Consider the following 20,893-nt stretch of genomic DNA (forward strand, 5'->3'; position numbering starts at 1 on the left):
ATGGACGAGAGGCTGTTACTCGTCAGGCAACTCCTCAGTGAAGGGGACGTTGCAGGGGCAGAGGAGGAAGCAAGGAAGATAGAAGACCCATACTGGCGCTCCTATGCACTAAGATGGGTCGCAGAAGCCCTCGCGGGTGAACCGGGGAGGGCCCTCGAGGTGGCACTGTCCATTGAAGAACCCTCGGTTAGGGATGAGGCGCTTCGCTCCCTGGCCTACGTTTTTTCCAAGAACGAGAAGTTCAAAGAGGCCCTGGAAACCGCGAGAAAGATTGGGAACTCGTTCCTGAGAAAGAAAGCCTTTCGAGCGGTTAGCAACTTCCTGGCGAGGGCCATTGCGACCAAGGGCATTGAGATTCGGCTGAGCGACCTGAAACTCGATGAGAGGGACCTTGAGGACCTCAAACCCCTCCCCTACGGAATCGTTTACAAGGACGGCAAGCTGATGCCCGGCTCGGTGCTCCACCGGATTAAGGGGAAGGTCATGAGCGGGGTAGTGGACAGATCGGCGGAGGGGCCGAAGAGGGAACCACCTAAACCGGTTTTTGAAAGCGAGGAGTCAGAACCCGAGGACTACGTGTTCGAGTACATCAGAAAGCTCATTGAGGAGGGTGAGCTTGAAAAAGCCGAGAAGCTCGCAAAGGGGCTTCCAGAGCCCTTCAGGAGCTTTTACCTTGAGGAAATTGGCGTGAAGCTCCTTGAAACGGGAGACACGACCAGGGCGGAGGAAATATTTCGGGAGCTTGAAGTTTCGGATGTTCTAGGGTCACTCTTGGCCAAGAAAAACCTCGACAGGCCGGAACTCGTTTTGAAGTACCTCGAAAAGACCCATAACCCCGCAACGAGGCTGATGGTGGCTTATGAGGTTACCAAGGAGAGGGGAGTTGACACGGAGTTCCTACGAAATGCGCTGATATGGGCAACGGACGAATGGAAGAGGGGCAGGATTCTGAAGTTCCTCGCCTTTGAGATGCTCGAGGAGGCCAAGAAAAAAGGCGACGAACGGCTGAGAAGGATTTCCAGAGAGTTATTTGAGCTTGGAAAAAGCGTTGGAAACTCCAGTGAGAACTAACCTGATGTTCTTTTCTTATGTATCAAGAGAGCAGACAGAGAGAACTTGTTTTGAGATGAAGCCCCAGAAGAAGTTTGTGGTGCGGTGGCCGGGATTTGAACCCGGGCCAGCGGCGTGGCAGGCCGCTGTCCTAGCCAGGCTAGACTACCACCGCACAGGCCCGATACTAACTCATCTGGGGAGCATTTATAAATTTTTCGGTCTTAGGAAAAGGTTAAATTTATAAAGCGTTTCCGAGAAGGGTTAGCGGGCAGTGCCCCGGTGGCCTAGTCTGGATAGGGCGCGAGGCTGCGGACCTCGAGGTCCGGGGTTCAAATCCCCGCCGGGGCGCCATCGAAACTTTGCGAGGGCAAAGTTTCATCAAAGTTTGTAGCTCCTTCTGGAAGGCTAAATTTTGGGTGATTTTCTCATTGACTTGTCGTTTTGAGTGTGAGAACCTCTCCAATTGCTCCTTTTTGCAGAGGGTTACTTTTAGAATCGACGCCCAAAGGCGTCAAAAGAGAGTAAACCCCTCTAAGAGTGCCATTTGGGTGTGTTCTCCTTTAGAAACCACGAGGTTATAAGCAAAATTTATTTCCTCTGAGCCTTTGGTGAGGAGCTACTAACTTTTGGTGAAGCTTTTTTCAAAAGCTTCAGTGCTGGCGGAAGAGTTTGTGCTTTTTTAGTAATGCAAGTTTTGAAAGGGGTTTTGCTCAACTTGTTTTTTGATGAGTGTTTCATTCTAAAAGGTGCCTTTCGGGCGCTAAAAATGAGTTGAAATTACTGGAAGGCTTCATTTAATGTCAAACCCCACCAAAGTTGCACTTGGTTAGCGCACGACTGACTTTTGCCCACTGATGAGAAGGGCGTTTCTTTCGCCAGCCTTTCTCAAAGGCTGTGCGCGAAGTTTGACCAGGGTTCGTGATTCCCTTTTGGACTCCCATTGTAACGGGAGTTACTTCATATCTCGAGCATGCACAGAGCGAGGCGACCAAGAAAAGAAAGAACGCTCCCCTTCTGATGCCTTCAACTCTTTCCCAACTCCCCCCTAACTCCCGGATATCCCGAAACGTTTAAATACCTTGGGACTTTTAGTTTCTTCAGGTAAGAAAAAATGGGGGTGGTACCATGGTATATGTAGCGGTTCTGGCGAACATAAACGGAAATCTCCCCGCCCTGGCGAAGGCCCTCGAGAAGATTGAGGCCCTCAAGGAAGAAGGGTATGAGATTGAGAAGTACTACGTCCTTGGAAACGTCGTCGGTCTCTTCCCGTACCCGAGGGAGGTCCTTGACACGCTCGACGACCTCATCAGGAACAACGTCGTCAAGGTCATCCGCGGTGAGTTCGACCAAGTCATAGCGGCAAGCGACCCGCACGCGGAGGGACCTGATTACATCGACAAGCTGAACTACCCGCCCTACATCAAGAAGGCCCTGGAGTACACATGGGAGAAGCTCAGACACGAGGGCAGAGAGTTCATCAGGGACCTGCCGATTTACCTCGTGGACAAGATAGGCAAAAACGATATCTTCGGCGTCTATGGAAGCCCGCTCAACCCGTTCGAGGGACAGGTTCTTCCCGACCAGCCGACGAGCTACTACGAGGCCATAATGAGGCCCGTCAAGGACTACGAGATACTCTTCGTGGCGTCGCCGAAGTACCCGGTCAACGCAATGACCAGGTACGGAAGGGTAATCTGCCCCGGAAGCATAGGCTATCCGCCGGACAAGAACCACAAGGCAACCTTCGCGCTAGTTGACGTTGACACGCTCCACGCCAAGTTCATCGAGGTTGACTACGAGAAAGAGAAGAAGCTCGTCGAAGAGAAAATCAAGAGGGAAGGCCTTCCCGAGGAGCTCATCAAGATTCTCTACCGCGGGAAGGTTTAATTCTTCATCCTTTTTTGAAGCCGAGGTAAAAGCCCGCAACGAATGCGCTGGTTCCGGGGAGGATTCCAACGACTTTTTGACCAAGGCTGACTACCTGCTGAGTTAGGCTACCGGTCAGATTGAAGAGCTTGTCGGTGTTTATCGTTATTACGCCCTTCTTTTGAAGGTAGAAGAGACTGAGGACGTAGGCACCGATTATAGCCATCGCTATCTTCATGAGTTTTTTGAGGGCGTACCCTGTGATAAAGCCAACGATGGCACCAACACCGACATCGCCAAACATGCCACTAACGTTGAAATCCATAATCACCACCAAGGTTCCTTAGGAAGCGAACGTATAAAACCTTTCCCCAAAAGGCTTAAATTACACGCATCCAAAATATTTACAAGACGTAAAACAGGTGGGAGCATGACGACGCCGATAGAGAGGTTGAGGAATAAGGTTACGAAAGAGGTGCTCTGGCTCTACATACTCCGGCTCCTCGAGGAGAGGCCGATGTACGCCTACGAGCTCAAGGAGCGCATAAAAGAGGCCTTCGACTTCGAGCCAGCCACCGTCAGCTCGTACGTCGTCCTGTACAAGCTGGAGAAGGACGGCTACGTTACCGCCGAGTGGCAGGAGAGCGAAACGGGAAAACCGGCCAGAAAGTATTACAAGCTCACGCCGAAGGGCGAGGAACTGCTAAAAGAGGGAATAGAGTTTCTGGAAGAAACGCTGAAAAAGTTGAAGAAAACCTAATCAGCGTCCGCCACCGCGCGGTTCTCTAGCCTTGGGGCGAAGCCCCTTGTAACCACACTTTCTGCACTTCTTTGCGCCCCACGGGTTGGTGGCGCCACAGCGCATGCAGATAAGCTTCCTGAAGATTCTTGCTTCAGCCTCGGGGAATCTCGCCATCTCAACCACCTCAAATGACCTTGACGGGTTTCGTTCAACGGGGAACTTTTAAAGGTTTGGTGCGGGGGACGGGATTTGAACCCGCGAAGCCCTGCGGCACCGGATCTTAAGTCCGGCCCCTTTGGCCAGGCTCGGGCACCCCCGCGCGAGGGGAAATACAGGGGGAAAGTTAAAAACCTTCCCCTCAGGTCCTCACAATCCTCATCTCGAAGTCCTCAACGGGGACCTTGAAGTCCTCCCTGCTCTCGATTTCCTTCCTGTTGTAGAGTATCTCCCTTGCGAGTATCCAGTAGATGAGCGCGAGGGCTTTTCTACCCTTGTTGTTGGTCGGGATTGCGAGGTCAACGTAGCTGAGGAAGTTCTCGGTGTCAACGAGGGCAACTATCGGTATTCCAATCTCAACGGCCTCCTTCATGGCCTGGTGGTCAGCCCTCGGGTCGGTGACGATGATGACGTCCGGCTCGAAGAAGTTCTTGACCTGCGGGTTGGTCATGGTTCCCGGGAGGAAACGGCCCGGAATGGCCCTGGCCCCGGTAACCTCGCCGAACTTCTTGACGGGCTTCTGGCCGTAGAGCCTGACGCTGACAGCGAGGATGCTCTCTGGGTCGAACTTGGCCAGGAACTTGCCAGCGACCTTGAGCCTCTCGTCGGTCTTCCTAACGTCGAGGACGTAGAGGCCGTCCTGCCTGACGCGGTATATGAACTTCTTCATGTCCTGGGTCTTCTGCTGGGTGCCGATGTGGACACCCGCTGCCAGATACTGGTCGAGTGGAACGAGATACTCCTCCATTTCCTTCACACCTCCTCATCCTTCAAAGGTTATTATCCTGCCCCTTTCACCCAAATCCTCAGCTATTCTTATCAGCTCGTTCAGCCTGGCGATGGAGTTCGAGTGGAGCACCATCGCCGGGCAACGGAAGCCCACCGCGAGGTGGGCAAGGGCCTCATCGGAGGACTCGTAGCGAGCCTCCGAGAGGATTGGAACGATTCTCTCCGACTTGGCGTCGTTTATGAGGTTGTACAAGTCGGTGAGCGTGCCCAGGTTTATGGGTTTTATGGAGAGCGCGTTATAGTAGCGCCTGTCGAGTATGTCCTTCTCGCGGAAGAGGTACTCACCGTCAACGAAGACCCCGTGGGTTCCGGCTATGAGCTCAAGGAAGAGCTCCTCACCGCCAATGGGTTTTATGTAGGCGACGTTGTTGTCCTCAACCGTCGAGAGGACGGTCTCTATATCGAGCTCCTTCTTCTGGACGAGCCCGAGGGCAACCTCAAGGCCGAGCTCGTCGGTGGCCTTTTCGGTGGCCTTCGAGTAGGCCTCAACGGTGTTGCCCTCAACGTTCTCAAGGACGCTGTTGAAAGCGTCAACGACGTCGGTAATCTCCATCAAATCACGGACCATGACGTAGTAGTCGAACTCCTCACCGCGACCGAGCTCAAGGATTGGGACGGGCAACTCGGTGGTGAAGGTTCCCCCGAGGTAGCTGTAGAGGGGAAGGTTCTTCTCGCTCGCGGCTGCCTTTGCGGTGGCTATCGAAACCGCCAGCGCGGTGTTAGCTCCAATGTGTCCGAAGTTCTCGGTCCCGTCTATCTCCCAGAGGTAGCTGTCTATAAGCTCCTGCTCGGTTGCGTCAAAGCCTATCAGCTCGGGCCCGATTATCTCGTCAACCTCGCTCACAGCGCGATGAGCCTCGGCTATGTAGAGGCTCGGGTTCTCGTCTATCGGCGAGGCAAACCGCCCAAAGCCCGAGCTGGTTATGACGTCTACCTCGACGGAGTACTTCCCACCCCTGAGCACTGCAACCCTGCCGATTACGTTCTCTATCACAGTCATCGCTCATCAGCTCGGCCTTATTACGGTGAGCGGGATTATTCCCTTCTCGAACTCCATTAAGGCAGCTTGAAGGGGAGTTATTCCCTCGGGAACGTCTATCAGCACGGGGGCGCCCATCGCTATCTGCAGAGCCCTCGCACCGATGATGCGGGCCTTCTCAAAGCGGGTGTACTTGAACATACTTACCACCCCTTCCTTCCACACCTTCAAGAGAGGTTTTTTTCAGTGAACGGAATGTTGGTGGGGCCGCCGGGATTTGAACCCGGGTCTCCGGCACCCCAAGCCGGGAGGATAGACCAAGCTACCCCACGGCCCCGCCCAGAATTGCGGTTTTTAGTAGACTTTATAAACCATTACCTGGTCGATGAGCTCCACGTGGCTGAGGAGCGTTCTCCTGCAGCAGTACCTCTCGACGCCGAGGTCGTCGAGAACCTTACCCGGGTCTTCCCCGGCCTCAACCCTCTTCTTGAACTCGTAGTACTTGTCTGCCAGCACCTTTCCGCAGGTGAAGCACCTGACGGGGACTATCATTTCCCACACCTCAAATTGTTAAAGGGAAGGCATCAACGGTAGGACTTCTGCCTCTTGGCCCTCGGACCCTTGGTCGAGCGGTTGGGCTTGTGGGGCTCGGTCCTCCTGCTGTCGCCAACGAGCATAGTCCTGTCGTACTTCATAAACTTTTCCTTGAGGTTCATGTCGTTGGTCCACTCGACGAGGGCCCTTGCTATGGCAACGCGTGCGGCCTCGGCCTGACCCATGAAGCCTCCGCCCTCGACCTTGACGTCGATGTCAACCTTGCTGACAATCTCCTCGCCGGCAAGGATGAGCGGTTCCATAATGGTGAAGCGCGCTATCTCGGGCTCGATTATCTCGACGGGCTTGTGGTTGATTCTCACCCTTCCCTTTCCTTCCCTTATGGTGGCCCTCGCTATGGCGGTTTTCCTCTTTCCAGCAGTCTGGATGACCCTCATCTTTCTCACCTCAGAACTTTCCACCGAGGAACTTGGCCACTTCACCAACGGTGACGTACTTCGGCGTGGCAAGCCTCGACATGTGGGCCTCGCTTATGGTCTCAAGCTCCTTGCCCTCGAACTCCTTGGGAACGCCGACGTAGACCTTGAGCCTTCTGAAGGCCTTCCTTCCGCGGTCGGTCTTCCAGGGGAGCATGCCCCTAACGGTTCTCCTGACTATCTCGTCGCTCCTCTTCGGATAGAAGGGGCCCCTCCTCGGGTTGGTTCTGGTTCTGAGTTCAGTCCTCTGCTTGTACTTGGCGAAGATATCCTCGCGGTTTCCGGTGATGATGGCCTTCTCGGCGTTAACGATAACGACCTCTTCGCCCTCGAGGAGCATCTTGGCAACCTTCGAGGCGAGCCTTCCGAGTATGAGTCCTTCAGCGTTAATAATCCTCATGGCCCATCACTCCATTATGATTACTCCACTACCCTTCGGGTTTCTCTCCATAAGCTCCTCGATGGTTATGACCTCGCCACCGGCCTCGACAATCTTCTTCTTAGCGGTCTCGCTGAACTTCCAAGCGGCAACGGTGACCTTGTGCTCGAGCTTTCCTGCTCCGAGGACGCTTCCCGGAACGATTACGGTGTCGCCCTCCTTGGTGTAGCGGTTTATCTTGCTGACGTTGACTTCAGCCCTCTGCCTCCTCGGCCTCTCAAGGCGCCAAGCGATGTCCTTCCAAATCTTAACTCCCTCTTCGTTCGACTTCTTCCTGAGTGCCCGAATGAGCCTTCTCAGGTTGATGTCGGTGGGACCGGTTCTCTTGACCATGAACATACCTCCTCAACGCTCTCGCAGGGAAACCGACAGGTGGACGGGGTGAGCGTTATGGTGCGGGGGCGGGGATTTGAACCCCGGAACCCCTACGGGACGGGACCCTGAATCCCGCGCCTTTGGCCAGGCTCGGCTACCCCCGCGTCAGTCGGCTAATTTATGGAGTTCGTTTATAAATCTATCGCTCTTCCTCATGAGTATCTTGAGCGCTATGCTCACGATTTCCTCAACGGGGAGCTCTCCGTTTGTTTCCACTGTAAAGACGAACGTTCCAGGCACTACCTCTTCCCTAATCTTCTCGCCCTCGTAGGCCTCGAACTTCCTCGGCAGGTAGAAGGCCTTGGTGGTGGTTATGACTATCTCGTCCTTCTTCTCCTCAACAGGTAAACCGCGCCTCTCGGCGAGCTCCTTGAGCTCTTCCCAGTCGGGAACGTCCTTGCTAACGTGGATTTTCGTCAGGTACTTGTAGTAGACGAAGCCCGGCTGCCACTTGGCGTGGTCCTTTCCACGCCCGAGCTTGGCGTAGGCGTTGAGCGTGAGTTTCTGCCCCTCGGCGAGCTTGACTATCGGAATGTTCGGGTTCGCGGGTTTGATTCCCTCGTCACTGCTCTTGAGGTCGCCGGAGTAAACCATGCCCGGCCCCTCGGCCTCAAGTGAGAGGGTAACGGTGTAGTCGTCGAGTTCAAGTGCGTCGAGAGAGAACCTCTCAACGGGTGTCGTGAGAGGAATCATAGCCAACCTATGGGCGATTATCTCGTCGAATAAAGCGGAGTCGTTCTCGAAGAACTCGACCTCGTCAACGGCAAAGGTCGGAACGTCAGCCAAAATAGTCCTTCTAAGGGCGTTGGCAAAGGCAACGTCTATGCCACTGACGATGAACTTTATTGAGTCCTCCCTCTTTTCAAGAATTTCAAACTTCGGCTCCATTTGCATCACCAAAAAAGAAGTTGTAAAGGTCAGACGCGCCTACCGCGCCTACCGCCCTTAGGCCTGGTTCCGTCGTGCGGTATCGGGGTAACGTCTTCCACCCTGCCGATTCTGAGGCCAGCCCTCGCGAGGGCCCTGATTGCCGCCTGAGCACCGGGTCCAGGGGTCTTGCTCTTGCTTCCTCCGGGGGCGCGAACCTTGATGTGAACACCGACGAAGCCCTTCTCCATAGCCTCTTCAGCGGCCCTCTTGGCGGCAATCATGGCCGCGTAAGGAGAGGGCTCGTCCCTGTCGGCCTTGACGACCATACCACCGCTCCACCTGGAGACGGTCTCGGCCCCGGTGAGGTCGGTGATGTGGATGATGGTGTTGTTGTAGGAGGAGTAAATGTGGGCAACTCCCCACTTCTCCTTCTTCTTAAGGTTAACCTGCTGCTGGGTTTCCTCGCTCATGCCTCACCACCCTGCTTGGCCTGTTCGATAACCATTCTCTCCGGGTGAGATTCCTTCGCGAAGGGAGAGTTCTTGGAGTAGGTAATGGTGTCCTCCTCCTCGCGGAGGACGAGGTAGCCGGGTGAGCGGATTATCTGGCCGTTGACCTCGATGTGGCCGTGGACTATGAGCTGTCTGGCCTGCTTGATGGTCCTGGCGAGTCCCTTCTTGTAGACGATGGTCTGGAGTCTTCTCTCGAGGACGTCCTCGACGGTGAGCGAGAGAACGTCATCGAGAACTGCATCGGCCGGGAGAAGGCCGAGCCTGTGGAGCCTCTGGAGGAGCTGCTGCCTCTCGATTTCGGCCTGCTTACCGCGGGCGGCGAGAAGGCGCCTCGCCCTACGCCTGAACTCCTTGAGCTGGGTCTCGTGGCGCCAGAGCTCCTTCTTGTTCTTGAGGGCGTACTTTCTCTTCAGAACCCTCTCGCGGTCGAGTCTCTCCTTAATCCAGGGGTGAGAGGGAGTCTCGTACTTCTTCCTCTGCCTCTTCGGGTCTCCCATTTACACCACCTCACTTCTTCCTCCTGCTAACGCCGACCGTAGTTCCGTGCCTGAAGTTCGACCTGGTCCTCTGACCGCGGAGTGGCAGGCCGAGCTCGTGCCTTATACCGCGGTAAGCGCGTATTCTCCTGAGCCTGTTGACGTCCTCGCGCCAGGCCATAACGAGCTTGGCGGTAATGAGGTGCATGTCCTTGCCGGTCTCGTAGTCCTTCGGCCTGTTGACGGCCCAGGCCGGGATTCCGTGGGCAACGGGATCCTCGAGGATTTTCTCTATCAGCTTGACCTGCTCGTCGGTGAGGTAACCGGCCTTCATGTAGGGGTCGAGTCCTGCAACCCTGAGCACCATTGTGGCGAAGTTTATTCCTATTCCCTTAATCCCTGTCAGTGCCCATCTCAACTGCTTGTGTCCATCCAAATCAACGCCCGCAACGCGGACTATGTGCCTGAAGTTCTCGGTCATTACGAATACACCTCCCATCCCTCTTGGGAATCAAAGGGATTTTGGCGCCGGGACGGGGATTTGAACCCCGGCGGGCAAACGCCCACGGGCTCTCAAGGCCCGCGCCTTCCCAGGCTAGGCAATCCCGGCGTACACGCGGTAACCGCTCCCCTTTGCAAGCTCTCTCACTTCGGTGAAGTGCTCATCCATGAGGGCCTTAATATACTTTGCCCCCTGCTTCGTCTTAATCACCAGTTGCAGGAGGCCACCATCGTTGAGATGCCGGGGAGCGTTTATAACTATTTCCCTCAGGACTTCCTTTCCCGCGTGCACGGGGGGATTGGTGATGATTGAGTCGAATTTTTCGCCCTTAACGGGCTCGTAGAGGCTTCCCCACCTGACCTCGGCGTTTCTAACGCCGTTGATTTTTAAGTTTTTCCTCGCTATGCTAATCGCTCTCCTGTTCACGTCGGTCATGACGACGTAGTCAACGAAGCGCGATGCAACTATCCCGATTGCCCCGTAGCCACAGCCCAAATCGAGGACGCGCCAGTTCCTATCGAGAACCATGTTCTCTATGAGCAACTCTGTTCCCCTGTCGAGCTTCCCGAAGGAGAAGACACCGCTGGCAGTTATGAACTTGAAGCAGTGGCCCCTAAGGCAGACCTCTATCGTCTTCGTCTTCAGCGGGACGTTCGGCTCCTCGGAGTAGTAGTGGCTCATGTGCAGAGATAATAGACTAGATTTATAAACTTAGACATTATGATTCCAACCAATGTGCATCACTCATTAGCAATAAACAAAACTATTAAAAGTGGAACAAAAAGAGTCTATAACTGGGATACACATGAAGTATAATCTTGTATCCTACAAAAAATCTAGCCAAAGATTACTTTCTTCGGCAGGCTCTCCACCAGGAGGCCCTCCCAAAAAACCAACTGCCACATCAAGCCCCGCTTTTGATGGATTCCCTCCGATTAGAAGCAAAAAAGCAGAAGAAAAAATTATAGAACAGACTGTTGTTCATCTTCTTTGGGATAAACTAGCTAAATTAGGTTTTGAAGTATATCCCGAACAATTTATTAACCGCCACAAGCGCATAGATTTGATTGCAGTTAAAGGGAACCAAGCCATAGGAATTGAAGTTAAATGCAAAAAGAGATTAAGCGATAGCGATTTACGTCAGATAAGCGAATATACAACAATTCTCGATAAATTAAATATACCCCTATTGACTTTTTGGGTGCCCACGGAGTTATATGGTGTACCTGCTCCTTTTATGAAGGCCGATATAAAGTACATACTCAACCAGGATATGACCCTCAGATATTCACTTTCTGACGCCCAGCAAAAAACACAACTACGTGCAGAGCTCTTTTTTGAATCTGTGATAATTGGGCTGATATCCGTAACCGATGATTTAACATTAAGGTTGGATAGCAATGTGCTTAAAGCAAATCTAAATTCATGTGTTGCGGAAGCATTTGGAGAAGGATACATTTGTGAATATCAACCAGAAAATCTCGAAACAGTTCTCAGAGAATTCATGGAAAAGAGCGATAATGATAGTTTAGAAAAAATTTCACAATATCTCCATAAAGAAAGAGAACTGGTAATAGAGCATGCACTTTGGGAGTTTTTAACAGATAGGGGGCACAGAGTACTATGTCAATACCCAATCCCATCAAAAACTGGAACTCAGAAGATTGATGTTTTAGGGATTATTAGAGGGGGGGACCCCCTAATAGGCCACCACAAGATTGGGATTGAAGTTAAACAAAGATTAACACATAGAGGAACCATTCAAACTTCAGACTATAAGAACAGACTACTGCCATATCAAACGTACACATACATAGGAATCCCTCCTCAAGGCATTCCCAAAAAGTTCCAAACATTCAAGCAGAGAATAAAAGAGATAGAAGCAAACCAATTGGGTTTGGCATTAATCGACCCGCATACAACAATAGTAGAGTTTTATGAACCTCCTTTTTCAGAGTCCGAAATCAAGGATATTTTCAACAGCAGACACACAGAAAAAGAAACTAAGGAAACTAGAAGATTAACAGAATATGGAATTAAGGCATGATGCTTCGGGGGTGTAGGGGCGTTAGCCCCCCAGCAAGCTTTGCTTGCGCAAAGCTTGACCAAAATGCTTTAACTGTCAAAAAGGGCAAAAAGAAAGTTGCATGCGTTATCAAACAGTCAATGGATTCAGGGTTTACGCTCATGATGGCGTGTGGAGGAAAGTGTTTAGTTTTAAACAGCGCCCTTCGGGCGCTAACGGGAGGAAAACACGTTCAAAACTGGCAGGTTTGGAAGTAAACCCCCTGAGAACAAGCCATTCAAGAGGCATGCCGGCTTTGATGAAACTTTGCCCAGCAAAGTTTCTTAACGTGGGGCGAAGCCCCACTACGGGGGTTTGAGAGTACAGGAAGCTTTTGGAAAAAAAGCTTCACCAAAAGTTAGTAGCTCCTCATCAAAGACTCAAAGGAGACAGATTTTACTAGGAAAATCGAGCTTTACAAGAGAGAACCCAACTAAAACAACCCATACAAAAGGGTTTACTCTCTTTTGACGCCCTTCGGGCGTCGATTTTAAAGTTAAACCCCTACATAATGAGCAAGCTGAGAAAGTTCTCGCTCTCAAAACAACCCATTGAGGAGAAAATAATTCAAAACTTAGCTCTTCAGAGAGCTATCAACTTTGATGAAACTTTGCTTGGCAAAGTTTCTACCACAGCTTCGGATACCAGTCCCTTGGCATGAAGACCTTGTCAACGTCAACCGCTATGCCCTTACTCCTCTGGAGCATCTCCCCGCTCGTCATCGTGGCCTTTCCTAAAGCGACAAGCTCGTCCTTGAGGGTCATTATCGCAACGAGGTCGCCCTTCTTTATGCCCTTGTGGAGCTTGACTATTCCCGGAACGGCCAAATCGGCACCGTGCGTTACCGCAGCAACGGCAGAATCCCTTATCCACACCTTGGGCAGATGCTCAACCGCCTTCTCCATCGGCTGTATCGCCTTCCTGAAGTACTCCTCAATGCCGTCCTCTTTCCAGAAGTGGTAGTAGTCCACCAAATCGTGGAGCGTCACCAGCGTCTCGTCCTCCTTGAAGGGACCGCTTCTGGTACGGCGCAACTCGGCCATGTGAGCTCCAACGCCGAGGGCAAGGCCGATGTGGTGAATCAGCGAACGTATGTACGTTCCCGCCTCGACGCCAACGCGGAAGAGCACGTCTCTGCCGTCTATCTCGAGCACGTCGATGTAGTAGACTTTCCTCGTCCTCAGGCGCCTCTTCACAGCACTCCTCAGCGGTGGCCTCTGGATTATCTCGCCCTGGAACTCCCTCATGACTGCGAGGATTTTGTCCTCGGGAACGTCACCGTGAAGGTGCATCAAAGCTACGTACTCCTTACCTGCAGGAAGGAGCGCCTGAACGACCCTCGTGGCCCTCTCAAGGGCAACCGGTAAAACACCGCTGACCTTGGGGTCGAGGGTTCCGCCGTGACCTGCCTTGCTCAGGTTGAAGAGCTTCTTAATCCACGCGACAACTTCGTGGCTCGTCGGCCCCGGTGGTTTGTCGAGGTTGATTATGCCGAACTGCATGTGCATCTCCATCGGCCTCTTCTCCGGCGGAAAGCCCCACTTCGGGTTCGTCTCGGCCTTCTCGTCCTTAATCAGGACCTCTCGCTTTATATCCGCTGGAAGGATTCTCCTCACTTCGTCCCTCGCCATGAGCATCACCTACGGGTCTTCCAACGCTTTGATAAAGTCCTCCCTGCTTATTTGAGCAAGTCTCAGGACTCCAATCAACATATCGGCTTTTAACTCTTTGTGAAGCGGGACCACGGTTCCTATTTTCCTGCCGTCAACGTATTTAACGAGGACAACGTGGCTACCCTTCTGGCGGGACACCTGGAAGCCGAACTTTTTGGTAAGCACTCTAACGACCGCTTCACCCGAGAGCCTTGGCAACTTCGACATGAAAATCGCCCACGAACTTTACCTTCTCCAGTTCATTTCTCAGCTCAGGGAACTCCTCAAGGTACAGCTCAACGGCCTCTTTGAGGTTCTCAATTGCCTCCTCTATTGTATCTCCCTGAGTCGTAACCCCCGTGAAGACCTCCCGAATGACGTAAACGCCCTCTTCCTCCCAGATGACGGCGTGGAGTTGCACCTCACTCACCCCCATAGAGTTTGAGACCAGACTTAATAAACCCACCTAATACTTAAAGCGATACGTGAAAACCGGCCAGTTGGGGAGGTATTTGACCAGTTTGAGGTAGCCGGGGACGAAGACTTCCCGTTTACCCTTCTTCAGTCCCTTCATTATTGCCCTAACGACGTCTTCGGGCTCTATTGAACCCTTCGGGTAGGGCACGTTGTTCCGGGTGAAGAACTCCGTCTTGACCTGCTTTGGATAGACGCGCATAACGCGGATTCTCTTACCCTTCAGCTCCCGCTCGAGGTTCACCGCGAGGTAGTGCAGTGCTCCCTTGGCGGCGCAGTAAGACGGGAGCTCGGGAACGTTCACGAAGGCGACCCCGCTGATTACGAAGACGACCGTTGAGCCGGGCCTAAAGAGGGGCAACAGCTCCCGTGTGAGCTCAATGGGAACCAACGCGTTAACCTTGAAGAGCCTCTCGAGTTCTTCGTCGCTATGTTCGAGGAGGGGCTTCCGGAGTGCATAGCCGGCGTTGTTCACGAGGAGGTCGAGTTCCCCTATTCCAAGCTCCCTTAGGGCTTTCGCTATTCTTTCTGTACTGTTTGGCTCGCTCAGGTCCTCGACGATGTAGTCAAAGTTACCGAGGGCCTTCAGCTCCTCGAGCTTCTCCCGTCTCCTTCCCACGCCAACAACCCTGTAACCTTCATCAAGCAACGCCTTCACAAGAAGCCTTCCGATTCCACCGGTTGCGCCGGTAACGAGTGCAATCATGTCAATCCCCAAGGAATTAACGAGAGAAGCGTTAAGAAACTTGTTGGAAGAAGAGTGAGGGAAAGCCCTCACTCAAGGCTTATGCCGGCCTCTTCGAGGGCCTTCTTTATCTCCTCGTCGGAGGCACCGCGCTCGATGTTGACCTTCTCCGGAAGGGGCTCGAGGTGCTTGACGTTCATCCTCCTGCGCTTGACCTTGTTGAGGCCAGCGCCGGTGACGAGGACGAAGTTCCTGTCGATTATGTCGGCAACGACGACCTTCTGTCCGGCCCTCCTTCCGGCAATAACGACGGCAATCCTTCCGACCTCAATAGCTGGCATTCATCCCACCTCCTTCTTTTTGTTTTCCGGGCTTGAACCCGACCCCGCGTCGCCGTCGGGGTAAAGGTGGTCGATGGCGGCCTTCACAATCGCGAAGACCCCATCGGGACCCCATTTGGCAGTGTTTATGATTAAATCGTAAATCGACTTGTCCTCGATGTCGATACCGTAGAGGTTTAAATACCTTTTCCTGTTCCCCTTCTCCCTCTCGGCAATCTGGACGAAGGCCTCCTCGACGGAGACGCCTTCCCTTCTTGCAACCCTCTTGGCACGCTCCATTATTGGAGCGTCGAGCCATATCTTAAGGTCCGCGTTCTTGACCATCCATCCGGCGAGCCTACCCTCAATGACAACGTTACACTCCTTGGCTGCCTCGACCTGCCTCCGGTCAACTTCCCTGTCTATCTCCGGGTGAAGCTCGACGTACTTCTGGAATTCCTCCAGGGTCATTCCCCTTTCCTTCGCCATCTGCCGGAATATCAACCCGGCGTAGATGTGCTTGAAGCCGTAGTGCTTGGCGAGGTTCCGGCAGAGAGTAGTAGTTCCGGAACCGGCAAGACCACTGACGGTTATGACGAGGCAGCCCTTCGGCATAGGCGCACCTCAGCTGAGGGAAGCCCTAACCTGGGCCTTCATAACCTTCCTCATGCAGCTCGGGCAGAGGTTCGGGTAGGGTCTCTCAGGCCTCTTTGCGGTCTTCGGGAGCTTCCTAAGCTCGCTCGGCCTTCCGCGCGGAACACCGTTGAGGGGTCTGCCGCAGAGGGCGCAGTGGGCAACCTTGGGCTTCCTCCTCTCAAAGTGGATTACGGTTCTTCCTCCGGGAGTCCTAACGTACTTCCTCCTCCATGACCTTGAGCGGTACATCGGCTTCATTACTCTCACCTCGCAACCCCTTTCAGCGGAGCGTTTTTAAATTTATCCCATGTCAAGGAGCTTTCTGAGCACCATACCAATGACGTAGCTCGAAAGGATGTACCAGCCGAAGTAGCCGAGTTCGCTTCCCGAGAGGGCAGAGTGATACATCTTGTGGAACCAATCGAAGACGAAGAAGTTGAAGGGGGCCTTAACTATCGCAACCTCAACGTACCATCTCTGCAGCCATCTAAAGAATATCCAAAATATCGGCATGGTGAGGAACATCGGAATCATCTGCTGCTTCATGAGTTCACCCTGCATCTTCATGAGCTCCAACTGCTTCTGCTGGGCCTTCCTGAGCTTCTTCTCATCCCCGCTCTGCTGGGCTTCCCTCATCTCCTTCTGGACTTCCTTGGCGAGCTTCTGGAGTTTCTTCTGCTTCTCTATGTCAGTGAAGAAGTAATAGATTAGCGTGTAGAATCCTCCGATTATGAAGCCCATGAACGTTATAACCCACAGGGGGTGGTAGTTCTTCATAAAGGGCCCGAAAACGTTGTCAAGAAACTGGTAAATCCCCTCAATCATACTCACTCACCGCCAGGTCCAGTACTTGAACGAGTTCGTTAACGGCCTCTTCAAGACCCTTATCCTCGTGATTCTCGATTATCTTTATGAGCGCGTTTGAGTGCATGGCGTAGCTCACCGCCGCGGCCCTGTTGAGGTCCTGGTGCCTCTCAATCTGCTCCTCGGTCTCAACGTCCCTGTCCCTCTTGAGGTCGCGGAGGCGCCTTCCGAGTATTTCACTCGGCGTTGCCTCGATTATCACTATGAAGTTGGGGTTTATGACCTCGATAACCTCCCTGGGAAAGCCGAGTAGGTAGCCGACGGGAGTTCTAATGGTCGCATGGGTGTCGAGCAGTACCGGCTCCTCACGGGCCATCTCGACTATCTTCTGGGCGGCTTTAAGCTGGAGCTCCCTCTGCGTCTTCGGGTCAAGTTTCCTCATCTCATCCCTGTGTTCAACGAGGCCCGCCTTAACGGCCTCCTCGAACATCAGGTCGCCGAAGTTGACGAGCCTGAACCTAGCCCGGGTTCTCTTAAGGGCAAGTCTTGTAATAGTGCTTTTGCCAACTCCTGGAATGCCTGTAATCATGACCACAAACGGCATAGCTCTCTCACCCAGGGAGTTCTGGTTGGGTAATGAAAAACGACCTTAAAAGGTTTTGCGAAAAGGAAAGGGTCACTTGGAGAAGAATCTCCTCAGGGCCGGGAACATCTCCGTTGCCTGTTCCCTTGCTATTTCCTCGTAGAACCTGTAGAGTATACCAACCGTCAGCAGAATTCCCGTACCCGTACCGAGTGCTCCGAGGAAGTTTGCCAGCACTGCCACCAGCGCCAGTGTAAAGGACCCCCAGAACGTAACGTACGGAATGTAACGCTGGAGAACCCTCTCAAGGATTCTCGGGTCGCGTCTGAAGCCCGGAATCTGGAGTCCAGCCTGCTGGAGCTGTCTTGCTATGCTCTTCGCGTCAAGTCCTGTCAGCTCAACCCAGAGGAAACCAAATATCAGTGACCAGAATATGGTCATTATGGCGTAGACAAAGGCTCTCCACGGGTCTGATATGACGTGGAAGATGTCCCTCGGCGGATAGAGGTAAGTTACGAAACCGCTCGCAGGGTAGCCGTTCTGGTCGAAGGTTCCTAGCCAAGTTATGCCGTAGTTGTTGAGGAGCCTGGCCCAGAGCTGGATGTTGGCGTAAAGGGCCATGGTGAGGATTATCGGAATGTTGCTGACGTACATGAACCTTATCGGGTACCTTCCGCGGACGGTTACACGACCGTAGCTGAGCGGAATCTCAACGCGCATGCTCTCAAGGTAGACGACGATGAGGAAAACGGCTATGGTTCCAAGTAGCTTAACCATATCGGGCAACGTTGGTCCACGGTAGAAGGCGCCGCTGATATCACCGTGAATTAGGTGCTGTATGAAGGCGGGAATGGCACCTACTATGGCAGGTTTTCCCGTGAGTGGGTCGATGTACTCCTTGCTCGGAATGGGAGCAAGGGCCTTGTAGATGACCGTCTGCGAAACCCCCGCGGCGATGAAGAGGCTGATACCGCTACCGATTCCCCACTTACTGACGAGCTCATCGAGTAGTATGAGCATCGTCGAGGCAAAGCCAAGCTGAAGGACTATCAGGATGGCCAGTCCCAGGCCTATGTAGATTACCCCCTCGGGACTTGTGACAGTTTGAAAGGCGCCAATTCCGGTGCTAACCTTACCAAACGCTCCCGCGAAGACGTAGATGGCAGCCTCGAAGAAGCTCATGAATACCGAAAACAGCTTCTGGGCGGCCTGGTAGAATCTCCTATCCTCCGGATTTGAAAGGTCAAGGTGAACAATCTCGGAACCGACGAGGAGCTGCATGATTATACTCGCGGTAACGATGGGACCGATACCCAGCGTTAACAGGGAGCCACTCCTACCCGCAAGCACGAAACGAAGCGTTGCAAAGTAATCCTGAACCTTGGGTGGGATTCCATACAACGGGATTTCAGCGAGTATGAAGTAGAGCAGTAGAACTATTCCGGTCCACATGAACTTTTCCTTGAGGGGAACGTGCCTCTTCGGCCTCTCAACCTCGGGGAAGTAGCGCTCTATGGCGTATACAATGTCCCTTACCTTTCCCATAGCCGACACCCGCCAAAAGTTGAAAGAAATCAGGCGAGGATGACCTCGCCACCAGCGGCCTTAATCTTCTCCTCGGCCTTGGGGGTAACGTAGTAGGCCTTGACGACGATGGCGCGGGTGAGCTTTCCTGTACCGAGAACCTTGTCAACGCCGAGCTGGGTGGCGTCGAAGACGAGCTTTCCTTCCTCCTCGTAGATGATGCCCATGTCCTTGAAGAGCTCGAAGTTCTCGTCGATGTCGCTCAGGTTGATGACCTTGGGGACGTACTGAACGGCCTTGGGCCTGTGGAATCCGCGCTTGCCAAGGCGGTCGGGGGCGTACTTGATGGTCCAGGTGAACTTCTGGTCCTTCCTCTTACCGGTACCGGCCATACCGCGACCGCCCTTGCTTCCTCCTCCTCTGTGCTTCTTCTTGCACCCCCACCCGTGAGTGTGACTTCCGCGGAACTTCCTAACCTTCTTCCTCCTCCTAATCATCTCTCGCCACCTCAGAGCATTCTCTCAATGAGCTCGTTAATCTTCTCGCCCCTGTAGCCCAGAGCTCCACCTTCCTTGAAGGTGCGCTTCTTGCTTCCCTTCAGTCCTCCCCTCGGCGGGTGGAGCCTGAAGACGGGCTTGATGTTGGGTAAGTCCCTGAGCTTCATCTCGCCGTTGATGACCTTCTCGGCGAACTCCTCGATGGTCATTCCAAGCTTCTCCCGGACGTACTCGTCGGTTATCGGCTTGTTGCCGACGAGCCTACCCCTCTTCCTGAGGAGCTTGACGAGGGTCTCCTTGTCTATTTCGCCCCAGGTAATGTAGTCCTTGACCTTCTGTATCATTCCGCGGTAGCTCGGGTTGTCGTCGACTATGACGAGGTGGTTAATCCTGTGAAGGCGAAGCATGGCGAGGGTGTCCCTCACTTCTCCCCTCGCCCTAATCCCGCTCCTAAGCCTTATGAGTGCGAGCTTTGCCATCTTCTCTCACCTCACTCAAGGGTGAAGCTCTGAGGCATCGCCCTGCCAACGACGATACCGTACTTCTCCTCCATACCGGGCTGTATAGCGACGCGGTTGGTGTTGTAGAGGGCATTGAAAACTGCCTTGGCGAAGTTGACGGTGGTCCTCGTCTCACCGAGGGTCTGAGACCAGACGTCCTGAACGCCGGCGAGGCTCAGTATCTTCTTGCCGACGTCACCGATGACCAGTCCAAGGCCACGCGGTCCGGGCATGAGCTTGACGCGGACGCTACCTTCTTTGCCCTCGACGGCGAACGGAATCGAGTGTGGCCTCCTGCACCTGCACTCCCATGAACCGCAACCGCGCTTGATTTCGATGATGTTCATCTTGGCGTAGCTGATGGCCTTCCTGATGGCTATACCGACTTCCCTTCCGTGGCCAATTCCGAGGCCGACGTAGCCGTCCCTGTTGCCAACGGCGGCAAGAACGCGGAAGCGAATCCTCCTACCGCTGTCGGTCATTCTGACGGTGAGAGCGATGTCGAGCACTTCCTGGTTCTCCCTGAGGTTGGTCTCGGGAAGGAGGACGTCCACTATCTCGGGCTCCTTTATCTGGTAACCCTTCCTGAATATTTCGTGAATGTCAGTTATCTGACCCTCCTTGACGAGCATGCCGAGCTTGGTCCTCGGCTCCCACTCCTCAAGAACCCTCTGGGCAATCTCTCTCGGGTCGCTCATTCTCTCGCCCCCTCAAACTTCTCGATTATCTTGGCCTTAACCTCTTCAAAGTGCTCGGGGAGCTTCTCGGGCTCAAGGCCCTTGACGAGGTAGCCACCAAACTGCTTCCTGTAAAGGGCCTCGTCCTCCTCCTTGAGGGCCTTGGCGTATTCCGCCACGTGCTCGCCCCTTATCCTGTAGTCCTCCGGGAATATCTCCTCGCTGTGCGGAACGTTCAAGCCAGCGTCAACGGCTCCCTTGAGGACGGCGAAGATTGAACTGCCCCTCGTCGGCGGGTGAAGGCCTATGTCAAGTATGGCCTCCTCAACGCCGGCCTTCTTTGCCTTGTACCCGATGAGCAGTCCGAGGAGGTAGGCGCTCGGGGTGTTTCCGGTGTGGCCCTTCCATCCAAAGTCCCTGATAAGCTCCCTGGTGTGGGCGGAAACTATAGTCCTGTCGCCCTTCGGGTCGTAGACTATAATCTGAGCTATGTGGTGGTTGAGGGTCTTCCTCACGACGAGCCTCGGCTTCTTGCTCTTGAGGAGCTTGAGCCTCTTGTGGTAGTTGGTCTTACCCTCTCTCCTCCTCCTGAAGGGAACCCTATACCTTGGTCCTCTCGCCATTTA

The 20,893-nt window shown here is 53.6% G+C and carries 32 protein-coding genes and 6 tRNA genes; 5 read left to right on the plus strand and 33 right to left on the minus strand.

The window, feature by feature from the left end; all coding sequences use genetic code 11:
* Positions 1-1,071, plus strand: coding sequence for a hypothetical protein (locus ACYQ04_RS08210; RefSeq protein WP_460128764.1), 1,071 nt, complete (start codon positions 1-3; stop codon positions 1,069-1,071).
* Between the two features lie 77 nt (positions 1,072-1,148).
* On the opposite strand, the gene ACYQ04_RS08215 is transcribed toward ACYQ04_RS08210, so the two are convergent.
* Positions 1,149-1,225, minus strand: a tRNA-Gly gene (locus ACYQ04_RS08215).
* Positions 1,226-1,326: 101 nt separating this feature from the next.
* Here ACYQ04_RS08215 and ACYQ04_RS08220 point away from each other — a divergent pair.
* Both ACYQ04_RS08220 and ACYQ04_RS08225 read left to right on the plus strand, forming a co-directional pair.
* A tRNA-Arg gene (locus ACYQ04_RS08220) sits at positions 1,327-1,404 on the plus strand.
* Positions 1,405-2,178: 774 nt separating this feature from the next.
* Entirely contained in the window at positions 2,179-2,940 is a 762-nt protein-coding gene (locus ACYQ04_RS08225) for a metallophosphoesterase family protein (RefSeq protein ID WP_460128766.1), read from the plus strand.
* A gap of 4 nt (positions 2,941-2,944) precedes the next feature.
* Here the strand turns inward: ACYQ04_RS08225 and ACYQ04_RS08230 are convergent, their stop codons facing one another.
* Positions 2,945-3,244, minus strand: a complete 300-nt coding sequence (locus ACYQ04_RS08230; RefSeq protein WP_460130078.1) for an FUN14 domain-containing protein — start codon at positions 3,242-3,244, stop codon at positions 2,945-2,947.
* Between the two features lie 105 nt (positions 3,245-3,349).
* Here ACYQ04_RS08230 and ACYQ04_RS08235 point away from each other — a divergent pair, with 105 nt between their 5' ends.
* A complete protein-coding gene (locus ACYQ04_RS08235; protein ID WP_042692896.1) occupies positions 3,350-3,679 on the plus strand; it encodes a PadR family transcriptional regulator in 330 nt (109 codons plus the stop codon).
* On the opposite strand, the gene ACYQ04_RS08240 is transcribed toward ACYQ04_RS08235, so the two are convergent.
* The 17 genes from ACYQ04_RS08240 to ACYQ04_RS08320 all read right to left on the minus strand — a co-directional run bounded on the left by ACYQ04_RS08240 (position 3,680) and on the right by ACYQ04_RS08320 (position 10,531).
* Positions 3,680-3,835 (minus strand): 50S ribosomal protein L40e, encoded by a 156-nt coding sequence (locus tag ACYQ04_RS08240; RefSeq protein ID WP_014122450.1) that lies wholly within the window; start codon positions 3,833-3,835, stop codon positions 3,680-3,682.
* Between the two features lie 57 nt (positions 3,836-3,892).
* Positions 3,893-3,980: transfer RNA gene (locus ACYQ04_RS08245), tRNA-Leu, on the minus strand.
* Positions 3,981-4,019: 39 nt separating this feature from the next.
* Entirely contained in the window at positions 4,020-4,625 is a 606-nt protein-coding gene (rpsB, locus tag ACYQ04_RS08250) for a 30S ribosomal protein S2 (protein WP_042692893.1), read from the minus strand.
* 15 nt (positions 4,626-4,640) lie between these two features.
* A complete protein-coding gene (locus ACYQ04_RS08255; RefSeq protein WP_042692892.1) occupies positions 4,641-5,666 on the minus strand; it encodes a hypothetical protein in 1,026 nt (341 codons plus the stop codon).
* Between the two features lie 6 nt (positions 5,667-5,672).
* On the minus strand, positions 5,673-5,846 hold the full coding sequence (locus tag ACYQ04_RS08260) for a DNA-directed RNA polymerase subunit K (RefSeq protein ID WP_042692889.1): 174 nt from the start codon (positions 5,844-5,846) through the stop codon (positions 5,673-5,675).
* Between the two features lie 58 nt (positions 5,847-5,904).
* Positions 5,905-5,982 (minus strand) — tRNA-Pro (locus ACYQ04_RS08265).
* Positions 5,983-5,999: 17 nt separating this feature from the next.
* Entirely contained in the window at positions 6,000-6,197 is a 198-nt protein-coding gene (locus ACYQ04_RS08270; protein ID WP_011250450.1) for a DNA-directed RNA polymerase subunit N, read from the minus strand.
* 32 nt (positions 6,198-6,229) lie between these two features.
* Positions 6,230-6,637, minus strand: a complete 408-nt coding sequence (locus tag ACYQ04_RS08275; RefSeq protein ID WP_015859569.1) for a 30S ribosomal protein S9 — start codon at positions 6,635-6,637, stop codon at positions 6,230-6,232.
* A 10-nt stretch (positions 6,638-6,647) separates the two neighbouring features.
* Positions 6,648-7,076, minus strand: a complete 429-nt coding sequence (rplM, locus tag ACYQ04_RS08280) for a 50S ribosomal protein L13 (protein ID WP_014122445.1) — start codon at positions 7,074-7,076, stop codon at positions 6,648-6,650.
* 6 nt (positions 7,077-7,082) lie between these two features.
* Entirely contained in the window at positions 7,083-7,448 is a 366-nt protein-coding gene (locus ACYQ04_RS08285; RefSeq protein WP_460128772.1) for a 50S ribosomal protein L18e, read from the minus strand.
* Positions 7,449-7,506: 58 nt separating this feature from the next.
* Positions 7,507-7,594: transfer RNA gene (locus tag ACYQ04_RS08290), tRNA-Leu, on the minus strand.
* Between the two features lies 1 nt (position 7,595).
* The gene (locus tag ACYQ04_RS08295; RefSeq protein ID WP_167914478.1) at positions 7,596-8,378 is read right to left on the minus strand and encodes a DNA-directed RNA polymerase subunit D; all 783 of its coding nucleotides are present in this window, start codon (positions 8,376-8,378) and stop codon (positions 7,596-7,598) included.
* 29 nt (positions 8,379-8,407) lie between these two features.
* Positions 8,408-8,830, minus strand: coding sequence for a 30S ribosomal protein S11 (locus ACYQ04_RS08300; protein ID WP_099209855.1), 423 nt, complete (start codon positions 8,828-8,830; stop codon positions 8,408-8,410).
* Positions 8,827-9,369, minus strand: a complete 543-nt coding sequence (locus ACYQ04_RS08305) for a 30S ribosomal protein S4 (protein WP_167914477.1) — start codon at positions 9,367-9,369, stop codon at positions 8,827-8,829. The genes ACYQ04_RS08300 and ACYQ04_RS08305 overlap by 4 nt, the downstream gene beginning before the upstream one ends.
* A 10-nt stretch (positions 9,370-9,379) precedes the next feature.
* Positions 9,380-9,829 carry a 30S ribosomal protein S13 gene (locus tag ACYQ04_RS08310; protein WP_167914476.1) on the minus strand — a complete coding sequence of 150 codons (450 nt, stop codon included), beginning with the start codon at positions 9,827-9,829 and terminating at the stop codon, positions 9,380-9,382.
* 42 nt (positions 9,830-9,871) lie between these two features.
* Positions 9,872-9,958: transfer RNA gene (locus tag ACYQ04_RS08315), tRNA-Ser, on the minus strand.
* The gene (locus ACYQ04_RS08320; RefSeq protein ID WP_460128775.1) at positions 9,944-10,531 is read right to left on the minus strand and encodes a class I SAM-dependent methyltransferase; all 588 of its coding nucleotides are present in this window, start codon (positions 10,529-10,531) and stop codon (positions 9,944-9,946) included. Before ACYQ04_RS08320 ends, ACYQ04_RS08315 begins: the two co-directional genes overlap by 15 nt.
* Before the next feature lie 91 nt (positions 10,532-10,622).
* Between ACYQ04_RS08320 and ACYQ04_RS08325 the strand changes: the two genes are divergently transcribed.
* On the plus strand, positions 10,623-11,897 hold the full coding sequence (locus ACYQ04_RS08325) for a hypothetical protein (protein ID WP_460128778.1): 1,275 nt from the start codon (positions 10,623-10,625) through the stop codon (positions 11,895-11,897).
* Between the two features lie 644 nt (positions 11,898-12,541).
* On the opposite strand, the gene ACYQ04_RS08330 is transcribed toward ACYQ04_RS08325, so the two are convergent.
* From ACYQ04_RS08330 to ACYQ04_RS08395, 14 genes are all read right to left on the minus strand, one after another.
* Complete coding sequence (locus ACYQ04_RS08330; protein WP_460130079.1) at positions 12,542-13,546, minus strand: RNA-guided pseudouridylation complex pseudouridine synthase subunit Cbf5; 1,005 nt, start codon at positions 13,544-13,546, stop codon at positions 12,542-12,544.
* A gap of 9 nt (positions 13,547-13,555) precedes the next feature.
* Entirely contained in the window at positions 13,556-13,795 is a 240-nt protein-coding gene (locus tag ACYQ04_RS08335) for a type II toxin-antitoxin system HicA family toxin (RefSeq protein ID WP_460128780.1), read from the minus strand.
* Complete coding sequence (locus ACYQ04_RS08340; protein ID WP_460128781.1) at positions 13,767-13,988, minus strand: type II toxin-antitoxin system HicB family antitoxin; 222 nt, start codon at positions 13,986-13,988, stop codon at positions 13,767-13,769. The genes ACYQ04_RS08335 and ACYQ04_RS08340 overlap by 29 nt, the downstream gene beginning before the upstream one ends.
* 45 nt (positions 13,989-14,033) lie before the next feature.
* Positions 14,034-14,747, minus strand: a complete 714-nt coding sequence (locus tag ACYQ04_RS08345) for an SDR family NAD(P)-dependent oxidoreductase (protein WP_460128782.1) — start codon at positions 14,745-14,747, stop codon at positions 14,034-14,036.
* Between the two features lie 68 nt (positions 14,748-14,815).
* Positions 14,816-15,067 carry a 50S ribosomal protein L14e gene (locus ACYQ04_RS08350; RefSeq protein WP_460128784.1) on the minus strand — a complete coding sequence of 84 codons (252 nt, stop codon included), beginning with the start codon at positions 15,065-15,067 and terminating at the stop codon, positions 14,816-14,818.
* On the minus strand, positions 15,068-15,661 hold the full coding sequence (gene cmk / locus ACYQ04_RS08355; protein ID WP_460128786.1) for a (d)CMP kinase: 594 nt from the start codon (positions 15,659-15,661) through the stop codon (positions 15,068-15,070).
* 9 nt (positions 15,662-15,670) lie between these two features.
* Positions 15,671-15,940, minus strand: a complete 270-nt coding sequence (locus ACYQ04_RS08360) for a 50S ribosomal protein L34e (RefSeq protein WP_460128789.1) — start codon at positions 15,938-15,940, stop codon at positions 15,671-15,673.
* A 42-nt stretch (positions 15,941-15,982) separates the two neighbouring features.
* On the minus strand, positions 15,983-16,507 hold the full coding sequence (locus ACYQ04_RS08365) for an EMC3/TMCO1 family protein (protein ID WP_099209848.1): 525 nt from the start codon (positions 16,505-16,507) through the stop codon (positions 15,983-15,985).
* Positions 16,500-17,090 (minus strand): adenylate kinase, encoded by a 591-nt coding sequence (locus tag ACYQ04_RS08370; protein ID WP_099209847.1) that lies wholly within the window; start codon positions 17,088-17,090, stop codon positions 16,500-16,502. Before ACYQ04_RS08370 ends, ACYQ04_RS08365 begins: the two co-directional genes overlap by 8 nt.
* A gap of 72 nt (positions 17,091-17,162) precedes the next feature.
* Positions 17,163-18,614 (minus strand): preprotein translocase subunit SecY, encoded by a 1,452-nt coding sequence (secY, locus tag ACYQ04_RS08375; protein WP_460128792.1) that lies wholly within the window; start codon positions 18,612-18,614, stop codon positions 17,163-17,165.
* Positions 18,615-18,643: 29 nt separating this feature from the next.
* The gene (locus ACYQ04_RS08380; RefSeq protein ID WP_167914468.1) at positions 18,644-19,090 is read right to left on the minus strand and encodes an uL15m family ribosomal protein; all 447 of its coding nucleotides are present in this window, start codon (positions 19,088-19,090) and stop codon (positions 18,644-18,646) included.
* An 11-nt stretch (positions 19,091-19,101) separates the two neighbouring features.
* Positions 19,102-19,569, minus strand: a complete 468-nt coding sequence (locus tag ACYQ04_RS08385; protein WP_460128795.1) for a 50S ribosomal protein L30 — start codon at positions 19,567-19,569, stop codon at positions 19,102-19,104.
* Positions 19,570-19,580: 11 nt separating this feature from the next.
* Positions 19,581-20,288 carry a 30S ribosomal protein S5 gene (rpsE, locus tag ACYQ04_RS08390; protein WP_099209843.1) on the minus strand — a complete coding sequence of 236 codons (708 nt, stop codon included), beginning with the start codon at positions 20,286-20,288 and terminating at the stop codon, positions 19,581-19,583.
* A complete protein-coding gene (locus tag ACYQ04_RS08395) occupies positions 20,285-20,890 on the minus strand; it encodes a 50S ribosomal protein L18 (RefSeq protein ID WP_167914466.1) in 606 nt (201 codons plus the stop codon). The genes rpsE and ACYQ04_RS08395 overlap by 4 nt, the downstream gene beginning before the upstream one ends.
* Positions 20,891-20,893 lie beyond the last annotated feature (3 nt).

The sequence above is a fragment of the Thermococcus prieurii genome (genome assembly GCF_054657655.1).